Source organism: Pseudomonas sp. B21128 (assembly GCF_044218865.1).
GTDB classification, from domain to species: Bacteria; Pseudomonadota; Gammaproteobacteria; order Pseudomonadales; family Pseudomonadaceae; genus Aquipseudomonas; species Aquipseudomonas iridis.
Window position 1 is genome coordinate 3,496,339 of sequence record NZ_CP162590.1, and the last position, 15,844, is coordinate 3,512,182.

Here is a 15,844-nt window from a genome sequence, read left to right on the forward strand (position 1 = left end):
TGCTTATGAGCGACTAGAATGCCGGCTCTGCTCCGAACGACTAGTCGCCCATGCTTCTTCCTTCCTCCAATTGGCTCCCCCAGGCTCCTCTCGAACCGCTTCATCTGGACTGGCTCACCGCCGCCAATGTTGAAGTCGCCATCCTGCGCCTCGATCAAATCGACCCGCTGATCAGCGGTAACAAGTGGTTCAAGCTCGTTGAGCATCTGAAAGCCGCCGATCGCACCCGGGCCGAAGGCATCATCAGTCTGGGCGGCGCGCACTCCAACCATTTGCACGCGTTGGCGGCGGCGGGTAAACGGCTCGGGTTCAAAACGGCGGGGCTGCTGCGCGGTCATCCACAAGAAACGCCGACTGTCACCGATCTGCAAGCGTACGGTATGCACCTGCATTGGCTGGGTTATGGCGGTTATCGGGCGCGACATGAGCCGGGGTTCTGGGAGCCGTGGCGAGCGCGATATTCAAATCTGTATGCGGTGCCGGAGGGCGGTGGCGGATTAGCCGGCGCGCTGGGGTGCGCCGCGATCAAAGCGCAGGTCGATGCGCAATTGAGCTTGACGGGGTGGCGCGATTATCACGGTTGGTGGCTGGCCTGCGGCACCGGGACGACGTTGGCCGGGCTGGTACTCGCCGAGGCGGGCGCACACCCGGTCTACGGCGCGTTGGCGGTACCTGAGGATCACGGCGTGGCGGCGCAAGTCGAGGCGATCCTGCGAGAATCCGGCCGGCACAGGGCTGACTATGAGCTGATTGATGCCAGTCGCGGCGGTTTTGCCAAGGTTGATTCGGCGTTGCTGGCATTCATTACGCAGACCGAGCGGAACAGCGGCGTGCCGTTGGAACCGCTGTACACCGGCAAGGCGTTGCTGGCGCTCAAGCAGCAGGTCGAGGCGGGTAAATTCGCTAGCGGCACACGGTTGGTTTTTGTGCATACAGGTGGATTGCAGGGACGGCGGGGGTTCGCCCACAACCCTCTTCTAAGTTGAGCCTTTGTGGGCAGGGGATCTATCTATGACCAAAGAGAGCGGCTGCTGTGTCTCGGCCGGGATCACCGCCACCTGGGCTCAACTCGAGGGCGCGTTTTTGCGCTGAGTGGTCTGAGTTTTGTTCAATGTGCTGGTGCGATTTGGATGTGTTCTATGGCGAGGCGTGAAGTGGCTGAATTCAATGGTTGTTAATTGTTTTTGAAGTTTGGATTGAATGTGGGTGTAACGGCTTGTTGTTTATATTCTGTATTTGACTTCGGATTGCCTGGTTATAACGCGCTGTTTATTGTGCGGGTAAGTCCTCGGGAGAAAATGGTTGCCTGGGGGTATTAATGTTGTTTGATTTTCAATGGAATATTTATGTTCTCTGATAAAAATAAAAACGCTCACGTTATTAAAAAGGCTATGGCCAAACGACCTGTCTCCAAACCGAAACCAGTCGTCAAGCCAGTGCCGCTCAAACCTGTAGTGCCGGTCAAGCCTCTCATCAAGCCTGTCAAGCCAGTCAAACCAATCGTCAAGCCGGTCAAGCCAATCGTGCCAGTTAAGCCAGTCAAGCCAGTCAAGCCCGTTCCGATAACCAAACCTGTTACTACTGACGGCATTGTCGGAGCGGTTGCAACGAAAAGGCCACCCATGCCTTGGCCGACCATCAACTTCAATATTGATCCGGTCGCTCTGGCGACACTGGTTATCAGTTTGGGCGGAGTCCTCAATACTGATGGCTCTGCGTCCCTTCCCGATGGCAGCCTGGTTGATATGAGTAAGAACTTGCTCAAGGGCCCCGATGGCGTGATCCATCACCAGAACGGCCGTGTCGAGTTTCCTGATGGCCGTATTATCTGGCCGGATAACACGATCGAATACCCTGATGGACGCATTGTTTGGGAAGATGGAACAGAACAACTTCCTGACGGCAGTACCAAGTATCCGGACGGCCTGACCTACGATGCGCAAGGCAACCTTGTTTCGTAATAAGTTGCTTGTTGGTCACGTTGTAAAGTTTCGTGATGGTCTGTGTCTCAATCAGTAAAACAGAAACACCGCCGACTGGCTTTCAGGTCGGCGGTGTTTTTTTATTGCAAGTTAGCAGGATTGCGGCATTTCACCGTTGGCCAGACGTTTGTTGATGTCGGCAATCACTTCCGGCAGATCGCTGATAGTGTCGATCATGTAATGCGGGCGCGAGCTTTCGAACAGCGCATGGATACGCGCGCGTTCGCTGGCCAGTTCATCGCTGGCCAAGGCACGGAAACCCTCGTAATCCAGGCCCAGCGCGTTGCCCGAGCAGATCAGCGCCACGGTCCACATGCCGGCGCGGCGACCTTCGAGGATGCCCGGGACGGTGTCGTCGATCTTCACGCAGGCGCCGACGTCGTCGATGCCCAGCGCGATGACGTTGGCCAATGCCTGTGCTGGCCAAGGGCGGCCGTTGGGCACTTCGTCGGTGGCGACCACGTGGTCGGCGATGTAGCCGTTGGTGGCAGCCAGTGCGACGACTTTATCCATCACCTGTTTCGGGTAGCCGGAGCAGGAGCCGATCTTGATGCCTTGCTGGCGCAGGTTGGCGATGGTGTCCAGGGCACCGGGAATCAGCGCCGAGTGTTCAGCGATTTTCTCGATTTGTAGCGGCATGAAGCGCTCGTAAATGGCGGTGACGTCATCGTCGGTCGGCGTGCGGCCGAACGCTTTGCGGTAACGTTCGGCCACCTGCGGCTGATCGCACAGGGTGCGGATGTGATCCCACTTGCCCATGCCCATCGGGCCGCGAGCTTCTTCGATGGAAACCTGAACATCGAATTCGGCGAAGGCTTCGACGAAGATCTGCGTCGGGGCGAAGGAACCGAAATCGACTACGGTGCCGGCCCAGTCGAGGATGGCGGCTTGCAGCTTGGTTGGGTTGGTGTAGTTCATGGTAATCAAATTCCTGAGTGGGCAATGCAATTCAAATGTGGGAGCGAACTTGCTCGCGAAAGCGGTGTGTCAGCTGTATCAATGTTGACTGTTCAACCGCATTCGCCATCAGGCTCGCTCCCACAGGGGAGTAGGGTGAGGGTTCAGATGTCGAGGACTTCCATCTCGCGCAACACTTCGCCGACCGCCGCCACGGCCTGGCGCATTTGGTCCGGGCTGACATGACCGATGCAGCCGACGCGGAAGGTTTCGACCTGAGTCAGTTTGCCGGGATAGAGGATGTAGCCTTTGGCCTTGACCCGTTCGTAGAAATCCTTGAACTGATAACGCGGGTCATTCGGCGCGTGGAACGTCGCGATGATCGGCGCCTGAATCGCGGCTGGCAGAAAGCTGCGCAAACCGAGTTTGCCCATCTCTTCCATCAGCGCCTGGCAGTTGGCGGCGTAGCGCGCATGCCGTGCCGGCAGGCCACCTTCTTCGTTGTATTGCAGCAGGGCTTCGTGCAGCGCCGCGACCACATGGGTCGGTGGGGTGAAGCGCCATTGCCCGGTTTTCATCATGTAGGCGTGCTGGTCGAACAGGTCCATCGCCAGTGAGTGCGAATTGCCGGCGGCTGCGGCTAACGACTCTTTGCGTGCGAAGACAAAACCCATCCCCGGCACGCCTTCCAGACACTTGCCTGACGCAGCGATCAACGCGTCGAACGGCACTTGCTGCGCGTCCACCGGCAGCGCGCCGAAGGAGCTCATGGCGTCGATGATCAGGCGCTTGCCGTGTTGCTCGACGACGTGAGCGATTTCCGCCAGCGGATTAAGAATGCCGGTGCTGGTTTCGCAGTGGATCAGCGCGACGTGAGTGATAGTGCTGTCGGCGCGTAGCAGACGGTCGACGTCGGCGGCGGTGGTCGGTTCATCTTCAGCGGTTTCGAAAGTGCTGAACGAGCGACCCAGCACTTCGCAGATTTTTGCCAGGCGCTTGCCGTAGGCGCCGTTTATCAGCACCAGTATTTTGCCGTCGCGTGGCACCAGCGTGCCGATCGCTGCCTCGACCGCGAAGGTGCCGCTGCCTTGCAATGGCACGCAATGGTGGGTCGCGGCGCCGTTGAGAATCGCCAGTAATTGCTCGCAGAGGCTGGCGGTCAGTTGATTGAAGCGGTCATCCCATGACCCCCAGTCGACCATCATCGCCTGGCGGGTGCGGGCCGAAGTGGTCAACGGGCCGGGAGTGAGCAGGATGGGTTCGGCGATACTCATTCGTGTGTCCTCGGATAGCGCTGTGGGATGAAGCTACGGGGCCTAAGTTGCAATTTGCCGTTGTATCAATCAAATTGTTTGTTGTTATGCCAGCCATCAGTGAGAGTTATTCATGAACCTGTTTCAGCTGCGCGCGTTCGATGCCGTGGCGCGCGAGGGCAGCTTTACCCGCGCCGCTGCAAGGTTGTTCATCAGCCAGCCGGCAGTGACCGGGCACATCAAGGCGCTGGAGGAGCATTACCAGATCACGTTGTTGCGACGCACCGCGCGACGGGTGGAGTTGACAGAGGAAGGCACCAAACTGGCGGCGATCACTCGCGCCATGTTCGGTTTGGCGGAAGAAGCGCAAACCATGCTGGAGGCTAACCGCCAGTTGCTGACCGGGCGGCTGGAAGTGGCGGCGGACGGCCCGCACATGGTCATGCCGATGCTGGCCAGTCTGCGTGCGCGCTATCCGGGGATCACGGTAAATCTGCGTTTGGGCAATGCCCAGGAAACGCTGGCAGCGTTATTGTCCGAACACGCGGACGTCGCGGTGCTGACCGAAGTCGAGCCACGCAAGGGATTGCATCTGCAAGCACTGAGCGAATCGCGGATTTGCGCACTGGTGCCGGCCGGGCATCCGTGGGCTACGCGTGCCACAGAGGTGAAACTCAAGGAACTGGATCAGGTGATCATGGTGCTGCGTGAGCCGAGTTCGATTACCCGGCGCACATTTGATCTGGCATGCACGCAGGCGTCGATTCATCCGCGCGTGTTGCTGGAGCTGGACAGTCGTGAGGCGGTGACCGAGGCGGTCGCCGCGCAACTGGGCGTTGGCGTGGTGTCATCGGTGGAAGTCAGCCACGACCCACGGGTAGTGGCGATTCCGATTGTCGGGGAGGGCTTGGTCAATCGGCACATGATCGGTTGCATGGAGCGTCGCAGAGAGTTGCGCTTGATTCAGGCGTTTTTTGGATTGGCGCCAGCCTGATAAACCGTGGCGCCCTCATCGCTGGCAAGCCAGCTCCCACAGGTTTCTCTGGTGTACGCACAATTTGTTAAAGGCTCAAACCCTGTGGGAGCTGGCTTGCCAGCGATTGGGCCAGCACCGTTCACACAAGACTCTCGCGAACCATATCCAGAAACGTCGCCACCACCCGCCGCGAACTCTGTTCGCGCAAGCACACCAGGGTTTCGGTCAAGCGTCGGGTGCAGTCGGTGATCGGCAACGCGCAAACCCTTGAGTCGGCGCCAAACTCAGCCGCTGAAACCACGCCCACACCAATCCCCACCACCACCGCCTCGCGCGCCGCTTCCCGGCCTTCGACCTGAATCGCCGGACGAATGCGAAATCCCGCCCGAGCCATTTCCTCCTCCAGCGTTTGCCGGGTCACCGAACCGTGTTCGCGCAAGACCAGCGGCGTGTCATCCAGGTCCGCCAGGCAGATCGACTCGCGCTCGGCCCACGGGTGATTACGCGAAACAAACGCCACCATCGGATCGTTGCGCAGTGGCACGCACAGCAAGCGTTCATCGCTGACATCACGCCCCAGCAGCGCCAGATCGGCCTGATAGTTAAACAGGCGAAACAACGATTCATCGGTGTTACCGGTCTCGATTTTCACGTTGATGCCTGGAAAGCGCTCGCAGAACCGCGCGATCTGCGGCAGCACATGCACCGGCGCATCCACCGCCAGAATCAGGCTGCCGGTCTGCAACGCCTGGGACTCCTGCAATAACTCCTGTGCTTCCGCTTCAATCACAAACAGGCGCTGGGTGATCGCCAGCAAGCGCTCGCCCAGATCGGTCAGGCGTACCGAGCGTTTGTTGCGATGAAACAGCAAAACCCCAAAGCGTTCTTCGAGTTTGCGCACCTGGTCGGAAATCGCCGGTTGCGTGAGAAAAAGACGCTCAGCGGCTTTAGTGAAGCTTCCATGCACGGCCACGGCGTGGAACGCTTTGAGTTGGGCGTGGGAAATTGACATGACCGCTCCAGTTAAAAGCTGAGCTTATGTGTGAAATACGATAAATCGATTTTATTTATTAAACAGTAATTGCTTTGATCGGCTCACGCCACCGCCGACTGCTCGATCGAACAGCGGCGCTGGCCATGAGCCTGTGCGTGCAACCGCAGGACTCATCTGACCGGTATCGCCATAGGGATGGGGTGATATCGCAGTGCTCAACAATAAAAAACACAGGCGTTTACTTAACGATTCTGCCGGCACACTCACACCCTGAGGTCAGAACCACAATGAATAAGCACATCGGCACCATTGCGCGTTGGCGCATGCAGATTTTTGCTATCACATGGCTCGCGTACGCCGCTTTCTATTTCACTCGCAAAGCCTTCTCGGTGGCCAAACTGGGCATCGGCGAAGATCCAGATTTCATGCTCGACAAAATGACCATGGCCAACCTCGATGCCATCTATCTGGCGGCATACGCCATCGGCCAATTCACCTGGGGCATGCTCGCTGACCGCTTCGGCCCAAGGGTCGTGGTGTTCGGAGGCTTGCTGATTTCTGCGGCGGCGGCGCTGGTGATGGGCAGTTTCGCCACGCTGCCGATCTTCGCCACCTGTATGTTGATTCAAGGGTTGGCGCAGTCCACGGGCTGGTCGGGTTTGTGTAAAAACCTTGGCAGTTTCTTCCCGTCCAAACAGCGCGGGCGAGTGCTCGGCTTGTGGAGTTCTTGCTACGCATTTGGTGGGCTGGTGGCGTCGCCGTTCGCCGGTTGGTGGGCCTACACGCTTGTTGGCAGCTGGCACGCGGCGTTTTTTTCCAGTGCGGCAGTGGTGGCGGTGGTGGCGGTGTTGTTCTTTATCTTCCAACGCGATAAACCGGAAGATGTCGGCCTGCCGGCGGTGGAGCCGGAGCCTGTGTTAACCGCCGAAGAGACCGAAGCCAACAGCAAGCTCAGCGTTTGGGAGCCGTTGAAGGAAATCCTGCGTAATCGCACGGTGCTGGTGCTGGGCCTGGCGTATTTCATGTTGAAACCGGCGCGTTACGCGATCCTGCTGTGGGGCCCGGTGATAGTCTTTGAACAAATGCCCAGCGTCGGCAAGGTGGGGGCGGCGATCATCCCCACTTCGTTCGAGCTGGCCGGGCTGCTTGGTCCGATCATGATCGGTCTGGCGTCGGACAAATTGTTCGGCGCGCGGCGCATGCCAGCCTGTGTGATCAGTCTGCTGGCGCTGACGGTGACGCTGGCGCTGTTCATGGCTGCCTTGCAGACCGGCAGTGTTTTTCTGGTTGTGGCATTGCTGTTTGTCATGGGCCTGACCCTGTACGGACCCGACTCGATGATCAGCGGCGCGGCCGCCATCGATTTCGGCAAAGCCAAGGCCGGGGCCACCGCCGCCGGATTCGTCAATGGCTGCGGCTCGGTCGGCGCCGTGCTGGGCGGCTTGCTGCCGGGCTACTTCGACACGGTGACGGTGTTCATCGTCTTCGCCGGTTGCGCACTGTTCTCGGCGCTGGTGTTGATTCCGCACTGGAACAGCCGTCCGGTCGGGTTCATGGAGCCGCGCGCGTCCATCCCCAACTGCCCCTTGACGATCAAACCCCTGCGTAACTGAAACCCCTTTGCCTCGCGGCCTGCTGCGGTGTTCGCGGCAGGCTGTGCCGTGGCCAACTGACTGGAGAAAACCCATGAGACCGTTTTGGCTGGAGCAGGCCCTGCAGGCCGACACCTCCGAAACCTGCCCGCCGCTGCAGGGCGACGTGCGCACCGACGTGTGCATCGTCGGCGGTGGTTACACCGGGTTGTGGACGGCGATCATGCTCAAGCAACAAAACCCCGAACTCGATGTGCTGCTGATCGAAGCCGACATCTGCGGCGCCGGCGCCAGCGGGCGTAACGGCGGGTGTGCGCTGTCGTGGTCGGCCAAATATTTTACGCTTGAGCGCTTGTTCGGCGTTGAGGAAGCGGTGCGTCTGGTCAAGGAATCCGAACGCAGCATTCATGCGATCGGCGAGTTCTGCGAGCAGTACGGCGTCGATGCCGACTACCGGCTCGATGGCACGCTATACACCGCGACCAACCGTGCGCAGGTCGGTTCGACTGACGCGGTAATCGCTGCGCTTGAGCGCAACGGGATCAACTCGTTCACTCAGCGCCCGGTGGCTGATGTGCAGCGCATGGCCGGTTCCAGCAAGCATCTGGAGGGCTGGTTTTCGCCGGCAGCAGCCAGTGTGCAACCCGGCAAACTGGTGCGCGGGTTGCGCCGTGTAGCACTGGAGTTGGGCGTGAAAATTCACGAAAACACGGCAATGACCGGTTTGGAGGAGGGCCGTCCCGCACGCATTCGCACGGCCAACGGCAATGTGCAGGTAGACCGCGTGGTGTTGGCGATGAACGCGTGGATGGCCCGCGCCTTCCCGCAATTCAAACGCAGTGTGGCGATTGTCTCCAGCGACATGCTGATCACCGAGCCGCGTCCGGATCTGTTGCAGGAAATCGGCTTGACCAGTGGGGTCACCGTGCTTGATTCACGGATTTTCGTGCACTACTACCACAACACCCCGGATGGCCGGATCATGCTCGGTAAGGGCGGCAACACCTTCGCCTTTGGCGGGCGGATGTTGCCGGTGTTCGATCAGCCATCGCCTTACGCGGACCTGCTCAAAACGAGCCTCGGCGATTTTTTCCCGGCGTTTGCTGACGTGAAAGTCGACGCGACCTGGAACGGCCCGTCAGATCGCTCGGTCACCGGTTTGCCGTTTTTCGGTCAGATGAGCAGCAGCGGCAATGTGTTTTACGGTTTCGGCTATTCCGGCAGCGGCGTCGGCCCGTGTCACATGGGCGGGCAGATCCTGGCGTCACTGGTGCAGGGGCTGGACAATCCGTGGACGCGCTCGCCACTGGTCAACGGGCCGATGGGTTATTTCCCGCCGGAGCCCATTCGCTACCTGGGATCGTTGATGGTGCGTAACGCCATTCGCCGCAAGGAGCGCGCCGAAGACCATGGCCACCGGCCCCGGCATCTGGACGTGCGCCTCGCCAAATTTGCCGCGGCGGCGGGCAAGGCTGACAAGGGCTGACAACCGCATAACTGCAAAACACCCCTATCTTGTAGGCGCTGCCTTCGCCAGCGCCTACAGAGCTTCAGGTCACAGGTGGGTTCCGCTGAGCAGCCAATCGAGCAACAGACGGCTGTCAGTCGCGGACGGTGTTTCGCGGGGTGTGGGATTGCGTGTATTGCCCAGACACAGGATCGGCCGGTCCGGATCGCTGTCGAGAAAACTCACCCACACTTCACTGCCCACGCTGGGCAATTCATCAGGGGCGATTCGACCGTTGGCTCGGGGCATGGCGATGGGTAGCCAGATGGCTTCGGTGTCGGTGTCGGCGACGGGTGGCGATTGCGATGGCCACAACCTGACGGCGATCCGCCCTTGCGCATCGAGCCGCGCAGGTTGTCCCGGAGTTCCCAGCACTTGCGCCAGGTGATAGCCCGCAATGCTCGGTCGCGGTTGCTGAAGTGGCGGGCGATAGTCGGTTGACCACGGTTGGGCAGTAAAATCGTTGTAGTAACGGTGCACAGTGGCTGCCGGGTCCAGAATCGATGGATGTTGCCCGTGATGGCGCAGGCGGGTGATGCGCCATTGTTCGTTGAATTGGCTGATCGGATGTTCCGTCACCTGCAACAAGTGCCCGCTGAACAAACCGATGCAGTCACTGCGGCCATTGATTGACCGGTGTTGGCAACGTTGCCGTTCCAGATGGCGACGACTGCGTTGTTCACTGTGGCGTTGCTGGGGCGAAGGCATCGGCAGCGACGGTTTTGACGGGGGCTGATTGGCCGCATCCCCGTCGGCAGTCTGTAGCCCTCGATTGCGCACGGCGTGCAGCGTCGGGATGGGCGCGGCGTGGTGGTGCTGGTACAACGAGCTGACGCAGGGCGAGGAGGCTTGCTCATCCTCCATGAACGGCACCAGTGACGGTTCTTGCGGCAGACTCAGGCTGTCATCGGCGAACACGACAACATGCCCGTCGGTGCTGTGCTCGAAGTGATAGTGAATGCCTTCTTCTTCGCAAAGCCTGTGTAGGAGCGCCAGATCGCTTTCCTCGAACTGCACGCAAAAGGGACGCGCCGGATACTGACCCACGGTCATTTCAATTCGGTAGCTGTCGGCCGGCAGGGCGTTTTCAGCGAGCAACTGTTCAAGAATCTGCGGCACGCTCAGTTGCACGAACACCCGCCGTTTGCTCGGCTGCGCCATCCGTTGCAGCGCCGGCACCACGATCAGTCGATAGCCGATGCGGTGCGCTCCGCGATATTCGCAACTGGCACTGTCGATCATGCCGTGAATGCCATGATGGTCGTCCAGACTTAGAAATATCGGTTGCTGCACCAGCGTGCCCGGCGTCACGGCAGGGGTGAGGCCGATCAGTTCGATGTCGAAGCGGTAGGGTTGGTTGAGCGCTTCCTCGCCATTGAAACGCACCACCGGCAGGCATAATCCACTGTCGGTCAGGGTGAGGGTAAACGGACTTTCCTTGTCATTGAGCATTCGGACAGGCTCTGTCAGGCGATACGGGCCTCAGAGGGTACGAAACCGCAGCGCTGAATGGTCATGTCAAAGGTGGTTTTCAGAATCGCCCTACAAGGTCCGGCGAATATGTCGATTCAACAGTGGATTTTTTTGGTCGATTGCCGACTTTAGGCCGTATAAACTTGGCGCCACGCGTCGGCCAATAGATGTCTCGGCGCCACAGATCAAGAGAGTGAGTAATGGGCGCACAGTGGAAGGTTAAACACAAAGAAGCGGCATCCAATGCCAAGGGCAAGATCTTCGGCAAACTGGTGAAAGAAATCACCATTGCTGCGCGTAACGGTGCCGATACCGCGACCAACGCGCACCTGCGCCTGGTCGTCGAACAGGCCAAGAAAGCCTCGATGCCGAAGGAAACTCTTGACCGCGCCATCAAGAAAGGCGCCGGCCTGCTGGGCGAAACCGTGCAATACCACCGCGTGACCTACGAAGGTTTCGCCCCGCATCAGGTGCCGTTGATTGTCGAGTGCGTCACCGACAACATCAACCGCACCGTGGCGGAAATTCGCGTGGCGTTCCGCAAGGGCCAATTGGGCGCTTCCGGTTCGGTGGCCTGGGACTTCAACCACGTCGGCATGATCGAAGCCTCGGCGGACACTCCGGACGCCGATCCGGAAATGGCGGCGATCGAAGCCGGTGCCCAGGATTTTGAGCCGGGTGAAGAGGGCGCGACCCTGTTTATCACCGATCCGACCGACCTCGACGCGGTGCAGAAAGCCCTGCCGGAACAAGGCTTCGCCGTGCTGTCGGCCAAGCTCGGCTACCAGCCGAAAAACCCGGTCAGCGGTTTGAGCGATGAGCAGATGGCTGAGGTTGAAGCGTTCCTCGAAGGCCTCGACAACCATGATGACGTGCAGGATATGTTCGTCGGTCTGGCTGGCTGATTTGTTTATTCAGTAGAGCCGTCATCGCGGGCAAGCCCGCTCCCACAGGTATGGCGTCGTGCACAAATTCCGTGATCGCCATACACCCTGTGGGAGCGGGCTTGCCCGCGATTGACCGCGCCGCGGTCACGCCTTTTGCAATACCTCAATCACTTCACTGAACCCTGGCCGCGCCAGCACATCGGGCTGACAGCATCGCTGCTCCAGCGCTTCAAGCACCTCACGTCGCTCGTCACTCAGTCCCGATTCGATCCGCGCCAGCAATTCCCCCAGCAAGACCCCGAACGCCCGCACTTCGATGCGCTGCAGCGCCCGCGTTTCCACGCTGTCGGTGGTGGCATGAAACGACGCTGCGCCGAAATCCCCCAGTAAACAGTCACCCTGCTCGTTCAGCAGAATGTTGTGTCCGTAGAGATCACCATGGGTGATGCCTTGTTGGTGCAGATGCGCCGCCGCCGACGCAATGCCCATGGCAATGCGCAGTGCAACCTGTGCGCTGAAGTGGCGATCCTCGGCGTAGACATCCCGCGAGCAGGACGCCAGGCTCGGCAGTCCTGCCAGGTTGGCAAAGCTTGGATCGATCAGTTGCATGACCAAACCTTGCTGGCCGTCGGGATGGCCGTGGATGCGACCTTCAATTCGAATCAGATTCGGGTGCAAACCGGCCGTGATGCAGGCGTTCATTTCATGCAGTGGTGAGCCATCGCTGGTCATTTCGCCTTTGTACAGCTTCACCGCAACCGGCGTCACCGCACCATCGGCGCGTTGCCAGGCCGCACTGGAAATCACACCGGAAGCGCCTTCGCCCAGTTGTTGCTCCAGACGCAGCGCGGACCAGTCGATCTGCGGCGTGGCTTCAAGCGCCGCGGCGTCGGCCTCGGTTTCCAGCGGATTGCCGGCGTAGGCCAGCCACGTCAGGCTCGGCAACGTCAGTAGCCAGTGGGGCAACTCGGTCAACTGGTTGGCAGCGATGCGCAGCAGTTCCAGGCGGTGGCAATGACTCAGTGACGAAGGCAGCGATTGCAGGCGATTGCCCGCCAGCATGAGTTTTTGCAGGTGCGTACGTTCACCCAGTTCGCTTGGCAAGGTGTCGATGCAGTTGTCCGTCAGGATCAGCCAGCGCAGCAGCGGTGGCAGGGCGGCGCCAGGGACGTCGGCGATGCGGTTGGCCTTGAAGCCAATCATCGTCAGGGCCGTGCATTGGCCAAGGCAGGCGGGCAGCGCGGTGAACTGGTTGTCGGAGCAGAACAGCACGCGCAATCGAGTCAGACGATGCAGGTCATCCGGCAGGCAGCTCAAGGCGTTGCCGCTCAGATTGAGGATTTCCAGGGTGTCGGCCAGATCGAAGATTTCTGCCGGGAACTCGGTCAGGCCGCAGGACAGGTCCAGCCGCGTGATGCCCGACAATTCGCCGGCGCGCAATTGAGCAAGGGTATGCATGAAGGAATTCGCTAATAGAGGGGTCGCTGGGAATGGGCGACATGATAGCGGCAAAGCTGTGCTTTGAAATTTTATCGGATCTTGACTCGGCTTTAACGGTGGGAGTCCCACTGGGAATCGAGGCAGGTCAGTCCGTGCTGTGTTCTTCCTGCAACTGCCCCAGCCGGCTGCGGGTCCGGGCCAGATCGATAACCTGACCCGCCAGGCTTTCGCCCAGTGGCAACCGACCGAGCAATGTCAGGTGCTTGTCCTGGTCGTAGAGCACGTCGATCAAATTGATGAACCGCTGCTGTGCGGCAATCGAGCATTCGCCCAGCTCCGGCAGCCCGTCGATGATCCAGTGGTCGAAGCGTCGGCACAATTGCAGATAGTCCATGACCGCCGTCGGCTGTTCACACAGGTCAGCGAAGGTGAAGCCGACGCGGCGATCCTCGCAAAAACGTGCGCGAAACGGCCGGATGCCAACGGTTAACGAAATGGCTGGTGCATCTTGCGTCGGCAGGTTCAGCGCCTCACGCTGAGCGGGCGTGGCTGGCCACACGTAGCGTCCCTGAGTGAACACCTGATGCGCATGGTTGCGCGTCTGACTGCGGTAGTCGTGAGGGCCACCGACCTCCATGATCTGCATGCGCGAGTTGATCAGCTCGATCACCGGTTTGAATCGCGCATGGTAAAGCGGATTGGGCAACAGGCCTTCGGGCGGATAGTTGGAGGTCACCAACAGCAGAACCCGCCGCTGGAACAATGCTTTGAACAGGCGGGTGATCAGCATCGCGTCGCCAATGTCATGCACATGAAACTCGTCGAAACACAGTACCCGACAGTCCAACAGCAATTCATCCAGCGTTATGGCCAACGCATCGTCCTGTTCGCGATGGCTGAACATGCCTTGATGCAACTGCGCGAAAAACTCGTGGAAATGCAGGCGGCGTTTCTGCGTGATCGGCAGTGCCTGAAAGAAGCCATCCAGCAGCCAGCTCTTGCCGCGCCCCACGCTGCCGTGCAGATACAGGCTCGGCGGGGTTTGCGCTGTTGCGCTGAACAGCAGACTGGCCTGCTGCGCCATGCAGTCGATCACTCGCAGCTGACTGTGGCTGAGGGTGTAACCCTGGCCGTTGGCCTTATGGCGGAAGTAATCGCGGATCAACTGGGCGCTGGCGTCATGGCCTGCTTTGCCAGGCGTGCCTTTGCCGAACAAACGGCGCAGCACCGGCCAGCGCTGGGTCAGTCGCGATCGTTTCGGTGGGTGGGCGGGCACTTTGGTTTACTCCGTGTTCAGCGAACCGGCGCCCAGCAGCGCCGTGGCGTAGTTTAACCGGGCGTGCCGCTGGCCTGCTACGTGCGCGCGGATCGAAAGTCTGGCCGAAGTGCGACGGGTCAGTCGCTACTCGGATGTGCTGGACGTCATGGTCACGGGGTGATGCCCATATTTCAATCCTGAACAATGTGGTGCTGGATGTGGGTTTTGAACCCACCGGTCTGCGCTGGTTTTCAGAATTGCAGCGATTGCTTGAGCAGTGGCGCGGCCGGCGTATCAACCGGGCTGACCATCGCGTAGTTGTAACCACCGCCTGACCAGTAGTCGGCCTGAAGATCCCCATCACTGCGCCTGCCTCTGGGCAAGAAGGTGTTTTTCGGCCCGGGTGGTCGCACATAAAAACTGACCTTGTGCCCACTCGCATCTTGATACATCACCATCGCCGCCGGCCCTTCATCGGTACTCAGCAAGCGCCCGCTGACGGGCTCAAACCCCGCCGCCGTCAAATCTGGCAAGCGACTGACCTGAGTGAAATAACGATCAAGCCAGCGCTGCATGTCGCCAGCACCCTCGACCTTGTAATCCGCGGGCAGCATGCCTTGCTGGGCAATCAACCGATAGGCCTGCAGGGCGTCGGTCATGGGTAACGCGGAGGCTCGCACGAGGGTCATTTCCCGTGCCTGCCAACCGCTGAAACCACCGACGCTCACCGCGATCAGTAGCACCGCCGCGGTGGCCAGATGGCGGCGCGACTGACGCTGGCGGCGCAGACGAATCATCGCCGGATCAAGCGCAGGATTGGCCGGTTGCTGCAAGGCGCCGCTCAGTGCCGCACGCAGTTGCTGGGCATCCTGTTGCCAGCCACGAACCTGTGCGGCTTCGTCCGGATGGCTGGCCAGCCAGGTTTCCAGCACGCGCCGGTCGGCGTCGCTGAGTTGGTGGTCGACGTAGGCGTGCAGGTCACGCTCGCTGGGAGGCATGCTGATCATTTGAGTATCCGCAAAGAAGGACTGATGATTTCGCCGTCGCTGAGTTGGCGCAAAGCCTGGCGGGCGCGGGACAGGCGCGACATCACGGTGCCGATCGGGGTGTCGAGAATCTCGGCAACCTCTTTATAGGAAAGGCCCTCAACCGAGACCATCAGCAGAAGCGCGCGCTGTTCGCTGGGCAGTCGGTCGAATGCTTGCAGGGTCGATTGGGCGATCACAGTGCGCTCGGTCGACGGTTCGGCATCGTCGCGACCGGTGAAAAACTCGAGCATCCGCGCGTAACGGCGCGAGCGGCGATGGGCATCGAGAAACTGCCGGTAGAGAATAGAAAACAGCCAGGCCCGCACATCACCGTCAGCGCGCTTGCCGCCCCAACTCGACAGGGCTCGCTCAAGGCACGCCTGCACCAGATCGTCGGCGCTGCTGCTGTTGCGCGTCAACGAAACGGCAAAGCGCCGAAGCCTGGGGATCAGTTCACGCAGTTGTTCGTCTAGCTCGTTCATGGCGAGGGGGCTGCTCTTTGCCGAAAGGCGATGTTGAGAAGAAAGACGCCCCTCAAGGATGGTTATTCCATCCGC

At 60.0% G+C, this 15,844-nt stretch carries 14 protein-coding genes; 6 read left to right on the forward strand and 8 right to left on the reverse strand.

What is annotated here, in order from left to right; all coding sequences use genetic code 11:
• Positions 1 to 50: 50 nt before the first annotated feature.
• Both AB4P91_RS15570 and AB4P91_RS15575 read left to right on the forward strand, forming a co-directional pair.
• Positions 51 to 986: a 1-aminocyclopropane-1-carboxylate deaminase/D-cysteine desulfhydrase gene (locus AB4P91_RS15570; protein ID WP_395603139.1), complete on the forward strand. Its 936-nt coding sequence runs from the start codon at positions 51 to 53 to the stop codon at positions 984 to 986.
• A 360-nt stretch (positions 987 to 1,346) separates the two neighbouring features.
• Positions 1,347 to 1,961, forward strand: coding sequence for a hypothetical protein (locus AB4P91_RS15575; protein WP_395603140.1), 615 nt, complete (start codon positions 1,347 to 1,349; stop codon positions 1,959 to 1,961).
• Positions 1,962 to 2,072: 111 nt separating this feature from the next.
• Here the strand turns inward: AB4P91_RS15575 and phnX are convergent, their stop codons facing one another.
• Entirely contained in the window at positions 2,073 to 2,900 is an 828-nt protein-coding gene (gene phnX, locus AB4P91_RS15580; protein ID WP_150688793.1) for a phosphonoacetaldehyde hydrolase, read from the reverse strand.
• Between the two features lie 143 nt (positions 2,901 to 3,043).
• Entirely contained in the window at positions 3,044 to 4,153 is a 1,110-nt protein-coding gene (locus AB4P91_RS15585) for a 2-aminoethylphosphonate--pyruvate transaminase (RefSeq protein WP_150597284.1), read from the reverse strand.
• Positions 4,154 to 4,265: 112 nt separating this feature from the next.
• Here AB4P91_RS15585 and AB4P91_RS15590 point away from each other — a divergent pair, with 112 nt between their 5' ends.
• The gene (locus AB4P91_RS15590) at positions 4,266 to 5,126 is read left to right on the forward strand and encodes a LysR substrate-binding domain-containing protein (protein WP_150592353.1); all 861 of its coding nucleotides are present in this window, start codon (positions 4,266 to 4,268) and stop codon (positions 5,124 to 5,126) included.
• Positions 5,127 to 5,247: 121 nt separating this feature from the next.
• On the opposite strand, the gene AB4P91_RS15595 is transcribed toward AB4P91_RS15590, so the two are convergent.
• Positions 5,248 to 6,120 carry a LysR family transcriptional regulator gene (locus tag AB4P91_RS15595; protein ID WP_150597282.1) on the reverse strand — a complete coding sequence of 291 codons (873 nt, stop codon included), beginning with the start codon at positions 6,118 to 6,120 and terminating at the stop codon, positions 5,248 to 5,250.
• Positions 6,121 to 6,389: 269 nt separating this feature from the next.
• Here AB4P91_RS15595 and AB4P91_RS15600 point away from each other — a divergent pair, with 269 nt between their 5' ends.
• Positions 6,390 to 7,715 carry an MFS transporter gene (locus AB4P91_RS15600; protein ID WP_150592352.1) on the forward strand — a complete coding sequence of 442 codons (1,326 nt, stop codon included), beginning with the start codon at positions 6,390 to 6,392 and terminating at the stop codon, positions 7,713 to 7,715.
• A gap of 73 nt (positions 7,716 to 7,788) precedes the next feature.
• Positions 7,789 to 9,180, forward strand: coding sequence for an FAD-dependent oxidoreductase (locus AB4P91_RS15605; protein WP_395603141.1), 1,392 nt, complete (start codon positions 7,789 to 7,791; stop codon positions 9,178 to 9,180).
• 69 nt (positions 9,181 to 9,249) lie between these two features.
• On the opposite strand, the gene AB4P91_RS15610 is transcribed toward AB4P91_RS15605, so the two are convergent.
• Positions 9,250 to 10,653: a type VI secretion system Vgr family protein gene (locus tag AB4P91_RS15610; RefSeq protein ID WP_395603142.1), complete on the reverse strand. Its 1,404-nt coding sequence runs from the start codon at positions 10,651 to 10,653 to the stop codon at positions 9,250 to 9,252.
• Between the two features lie 221 nt (positions 10,654 to 10,874).
• Between AB4P91_RS15610 and AB4P91_RS15615 the strand changes: the two genes are divergently transcribed.
• On the forward strand, positions 10,875 to 11,579 hold the full coding sequence (locus AB4P91_RS15615; RefSeq protein WP_395603143.1) for a YebC/PmpR family DNA-binding transcriptional regulator: 705 nt from the start codon (positions 10,875 to 10,877) through the stop codon (positions 11,577 to 11,579).
• A 126-nt stretch (positions 11,580 to 11,705) separates the two neighbouring features.
• Here AB4P91_RS15615 and AB4P91_RS15620 read toward each other — a convergent pair whose 3' ends face one another.
• From AB4P91_RS15620 to AB4P91_RS15635, 4 genes are all read right to left on the reverse strand, one after another.
• Positions 11,706 to 13,019: a leucine-rich repeat-containing protein kinase family protein gene (locus tag AB4P91_RS15620; RefSeq protein ID WP_150688789.1), complete on the reverse strand. Its 1,314-nt coding sequence runs from the start codon at positions 13,017 to 13,019 to the stop codon at positions 11,706 to 11,708.
• Between the two features lie 127 nt (positions 13,020 to 13,146).
• A complete protein-coding gene (gene zapE, locus AB4P91_RS15625; protein ID WP_395603144.1) occupies positions 13,147 to 14,277 on the reverse strand; it encodes a cell division protein ZapE in 1,131 nt (376 codons plus the stop codon).
• Positions 14,278 to 14,510: 233 nt separating this feature from the next.
• On the reverse strand, positions 14,511 to 15,266 hold the full coding sequence (locus tag AB4P91_RS15630) for an anti-sigma factor (RefSeq protein ID WP_150688787.1): 756 nt from the start codon (positions 15,264 to 15,266) through the stop codon (positions 14,511 to 14,513).
• Positions 15,263 to 15,769 carry a sigma-70 family RNA polymerase sigma factor gene (locus AB4P91_RS15635; RefSeq protein WP_150597276.1) on the reverse strand — a complete coding sequence of 169 codons (507 nt, stop codon included), beginning with the start codon at positions 15,767 to 15,769 and terminating at the stop codon, positions 15,263 to 15,265. Before AB4P91_RS15635 ends, AB4P91_RS15630 begins: the two co-directional genes overlap by 4 nt.
• Positions 15,770 to 15,844: the final 75 nt, after the last annotated feature.

Bases quoted from the DNA above. Each gene is read 5' to 3' on its own strand.
- AB4P91_RS15570 (WP_395603139.1), top strand. From the start codon at position 51: ATGCTTCTTCCTTCCTCCAATTGGCTCCCCCAGGCTCCTCTCGAACCG.
- AB4P91_RS15575 (WP_395603140.1), top strand. From the start codon at position 1,347: ATGTTCTCTGATAAAAATAAAAACGCTCACGTTATTAAAAAGGCTATG.
- phnX (WP_150688793.1), bottom strand. From the start codon at position 2,900: ATGAACTACACCAACCCAACCAAGCTGCAAGCCGCCATCCTCGACTGG.
- AB4P91_RS15585 (WP_150597284.1), bottom strand. From the start codon at position 4,153: ATGAGTATCGCCGAACCCATCCTGCTCACTCCCGGCCCGTTGACCACT.
- AB4P91_RS15590 (WP_150592353.1), top strand. From the start codon at position 4,266: ATGAACCTGTTTCAGCTGCGCGCGTTCGATGCCGTGGCGCGCGAGGGC.
- AB4P91_RS15595 (WP_150597282.1), bottom strand. From the start codon at position 6,120: ATGTCAATTTCCCACGCCCAACTCAAAGCGTTCCACGCCGTGGCCGTG.
- AB4P91_RS15600 (WP_150592352.1), top strand. From the start codon at position 6,390: ATGAATAAGCACATCGGCACCATTGCGCGTTGGCGCATGCAGATTTTT.
- AB4P91_RS15605 (WP_395603141.1), top strand. From the start codon at position 7,789: ATGAGACCGTTTTGGCTGGAGCAGGCCCTGCAGGCCGACACCTCCGAA.
- AB4P91_RS15610 (WP_395603142.1), bottom strand. From the start codon at position 10,653: ATGCTCAATGACAAGGAAAGTCCGTTTACCCTCACCCTGACCGACAGT.
- AB4P91_RS15615 (WP_395603143.1), top strand. From the start codon at position 10,875: ATGGGCGCACAGTGGAAGGTTAAACACAAAGAAGCGGCATCCAATGCC.
- AB4P91_RS15620 (WP_150688789.1), bottom strand. From the start codon at position 13,019: ATGCATACCCTTGCTCAATTGCGCGCCGGCGAATTGTCGGGCATCACG.
- AB4P91_RS15630 (WP_150688787.1), bottom strand. From the start codon at position 15,266: ATGATCAGCATGCCTCCCAGCGAGCGTGACCTGCACGCCTACGTCGAC.
- AB4P91_RS15635 (WP_150597276.1), bottom strand. From the start codon at position 15,769: ATGAACGAGCTAGACGAACAACTGCGTGAACTGATCCCCAGGCTTCGG.